We start from the raw sequence: 3,581 nt of genomic DNA, 5'->3' as shown, positions 1-3,581 counted from the left end.
CCCTTGCACCCACCGCATCGGCGGCGATGGTGCTGGGCGAAGCGCTGGGCGCGCGCAGCGATACCGTCGCCCGGCATTTGCTGTCCCCCGAGCGGCCCCATCAGGGCCAGCCCGCCGCATGGATCGTGGATGAGGCATCTTTGTTGTCGGCCCGCGATACCGCCAGACTGTTCGACCTGGCGGCAAAGAACAATGCCCGTGTCATCCTTGTCGGCGACGTGAAGCAGCTTGGATCGGTCGAGGCCGGCGCGGGTTTTGCGCAGTTGCAGGGCGCTGGTATGGAAACCGCGAAGCTGGGCGAGATCGTCCGCCAGACCAATACGGCGACCAAGGAAGCGGTTCTGGCGTCCATTGAGGGCGATGCCCGAAAGGCGCTGGCCGCGCTGGATCACGGTGGCGGCAGGATCGTCGAGAATGCCGACCGTGCCGAACGCTTTGCCGCCATCGCCGAGCAATATGCCAAGCTGGACAAGGCCAGCCGCGCCCGAACCCTTGTCATCGAGCCATCACGCGAAGGGCGCGATACACTCACCGCCGACATTCGGGCCGTGCTTGCCAAATCCGGCGCGCTTTCCGGCTCCGCCGTGACCATGCAGAGCCTTGCCAACAAGGGGCTGACCCGCGCCGAGGCCCGTGATCCGATGAGCTATGACAAGGGCGATGTTATCCGATTCACCCGTGATTATGCCGACAAGGGCGTCGCGCGCGGGGAAGCATACCGCGTCGAGCGCATTGACCCGGCCAAAGCCGCGATCACCCTGAAATCGGAAGACGGGCGCGAGGTGGATTGGCGTTTGCGGCAATGGGGTTCGGGCAACAGTCAGACGTTTTCGCCGCAATCGCTCGAACTCAGGACCGGCGACAGCATCCGGTTTACCCGCAACGACCGGGAAGCGGGGCGGATCAATGGTGCTCGCGGTGAAGTCACCGCGATTGACGCGCAGGCCCGCATAGCCACCGTCAGCCTGCCCAAAGGCCGGACCCAGACCTTGAGCCTTGACGCCGCCCGCGACCAGCACATTGCCCATGCCTATGTCGAAACCGCCTTCGCCGCCCAAGGCCGCACCGCCGATCATGTCATGATCCATGCCGACAGCCGCGCGACCAATCTGATCGATCAGAAATCATTTTATGTCGGCGTGTCACGCGCCAAGGAGTCGGTGGCGATCTACACCAATGACCGGGCCAAGCTGGTATCCGCGATCAGCGAACGAGCCGGACAGGTGCAAACCGCCATTGCTCAGGCTGTCATGCCGACGCCAGCAGCCGACAAGACGGCGGGAGCCGGACTCCGGTGAAGTCTTATGTGGCGCTGCCGTTCGCGCAGCCCCGTGTTTCGTCAACCCGCGCCTTGAAACATAGTCAGATCCACGATTAGGCACCAAGCCGGTGCGGGTCGTTGGCGACCGGCGGCTTGCCGTGAGCTTGCCGGAAAGCGGCGATTAGTTCTGACTCTACCTTAACGGGAACCTGCCCCGGCGTCTCTTTCCAAGCGACGCGCAGCGCGTCAACGTTCGGAAGCTGCCAAATTAAGCGACCGCCCCAATGTCCTACCGGCTTGCCCGCGCCGAAGTCCGCGAACTGCGTAAGGCGGCGCCTTAGCTGGTCAGCCTTACCGATATAGACGACCTCAACACCCTCAAGCCAGTTAGCGAGCAGCGCATCGCGCGAAACGGTTGGGTCTTTACCCTTGAACCAACCGCCACAACTCCGATCCTCGAAATTGATCGGACTGCCGCCGCTGTAAGTAATCATGTAGACGCCGTTGGATGACGGGCAGGCGCTCGTCCTGATTGTCGAGAGCGGAACCCAGCCGACGAATCCGGCTGCTTCAAGTTCGGGGCGGGTAAATTCCATTGGCGAGCTCAACACGGCGTGGTCTGACAGCAAATGTGTAGAAGAGAATGGCTCGCAGCACAAAAGCTTTTATTTATCACTTGAACAGAGAGCCACTGGCGATCTGCCTGAAACCGGATGCTTTGTAATCAGGGCGCTTTTCCGAGAGTGCAGACATATCCTCTCGTGCCAAAAGAACGCCATGTATTGCGCTCATATCCTGATCTACAATGGCCTTCATCGTCTTTCTATGAAGAACCTGGCCAATGTTCCCATACATCTCATCAAAAGCCCAAATCCCAAGTACTACGCCATATTCATCGTTAGGTTGAAATCCCGATGCATCAGCTATGGCTGCACATAACCCTTGCACGTAACCGCACGCTTGCGCGCTGCCAGCCAAGCTTGAATGCTCAATGCCGCCCGGCTGGATGCCCAATTGTTCGAGCTGAGGCATCATAATTTGTCCGAAACAATCGCATAGAAGCGTGATTTTCGGTTCATCCAATCGGGATGCAAGATCATCAATTGACGTTTCGACAGGGTCAGAATTGCTCGGCGGTAGAGGGCGAGGGTTTTCGATTGGAGGCATGATAACCTCCGGGTTGTTCAGCCCATTGTTTAGGAGCCAGAGGCCCATGACAGCGGCATGGGGCTTCTCCTGAAAGACCTCACCAACATCCGCTTCAGCTCGGTATGATCCCGCTAGCGTATCGCCATTGCGTGCCGCGCACTCCGCTAATGTCATATCGAAAAGACGCTGCGCGTTTTCCCTGCCCCACACCAGTGTGAAGGCGGTGTGCATTATGTCATCGACCATCCCACTGTTTATTTTTTGCGAGGTCGCTCCCAGAATCGCTGCTGCTAAGCCGTAAATGTAGCCGCGTGAACGCTTGGATACATATTTTCCGGTGGTAGGCACCTCCTCTAACTCGAAGCCGAGGAGTTGCAATTGAGGGATCAAGAATCCCAAAAGTGTTTTTGCCTGAACCTCCTCAATCGTCTGAGGCTCATTTCGCACCGAGGCGGATGGAGACGGGGATGGCTTTGACCCAAAAAGTCGTTGGATAAATCCCATCATTCCTTCCCCTTGCCTATTCTAGAAACAGTTCACTTGCTAAGTCTCATCAGGAAAGACTTTGTTAAGTATCCAGAGAGTTTTAGACAGCGCATCGGCTTAAAGCCAAGGCCGAATCCACCCCCGATAAACGAGATACAATCCAATCAGCATGACGATCCAAGATAGTATGGTCCCAATACTACCCTGAAATATAGGAGGACGCTTGTGCTCAGGTTGAAAAGAGCCAGACCATCCAAAGATGCCTAGCCCGATGAATCCTATAACAAAACTGCCCATCATTTCCCTCAAAATGTCGTTTGTGATATTCTTTCGAATCGTCATTGGTATATCAGGCATCAAAGGGGTGCTGGCCTTGGCAAAGGGCATTTAACTCGCGGCGGAAAAAGTGGTCATCCAAGACGGACCGCGCTTTAGGATACCCGTCCGCCCGCAAAGTAATCTCTATGGACCGCCAGCCGCGATATTGACCGGTCGTCGCCAGTTCACGGGCGCGTGTGCGAATGAATGTTTCCTGTTGCATGCTATCATGCGTACCGGAAAATGAAGCCAGATGCGACAGGCACAGGCAAAAGGTAGGCTACTCGAATTGGGGCCTTATTGGGGGCCTTGGTTGGGTCATGGATGATTTATAATATTGAATTATATAGAAATAAACTCGTCAATT

General features: G+C 56.6%; 3 protein-coding genes. 1 reads left to right on the top strand and 2 read right to left on the bottom strand.

Annotation, left to right across the window (positions count from 1 at the left end; translation table 11 throughout):
• Window positions 1-1,298 (top strand): ATP-dependent RecD-like DNA helicase (locus ACEW8G_RS15515; protein WP_373489299.1); only part of this gene is annotated, 1,298 nt, incomplete at its 5' end.
• Between the two features lie 76 nt (window positions 1,299-1,374).
• Here the strand turns inward: ACEW8G_RS15515 and ACEW8G_RS15510 are convergent.
• Window positions 1,375-1,857, bottom strand: coding sequence for a GIY-YIG nuclease family protein (locus ACEW8G_RS15510; RefSeq protein ID WP_373489298.1), 483 nt, complete (start codon window positions 1,855-1,857; stop codon window positions 1,375-1,377).
• Window positions 1,858-1,933: 76 nt separating this feature from the next.
• Window positions 1,934-2,917 (bottom strand): hypothetical protein, encoded by a 984-nt coding sequence (locus tag ACEW8G_RS15505; protein ID WP_373489297.1) that lies wholly within the window; start codon window positions 2,915-2,917, stop codon window positions 1,934-1,936.
• Window positions 2,918-3,581: the final 664 nt, after the last annotated feature.

Source organism: Blastomonas sp. (assembly GCF_041747255.1).
GTDB lineage: Bacteria > Pseudomonadota > Alphaproteobacteria > Sphingomonadales > Sphingomonadaceae > Blastomonas.
The sequence above is the reverse complement of the archived record's forward strand: the minus strand, read 5'-3'. Positions and strand labels throughout refer to the sequence as shown.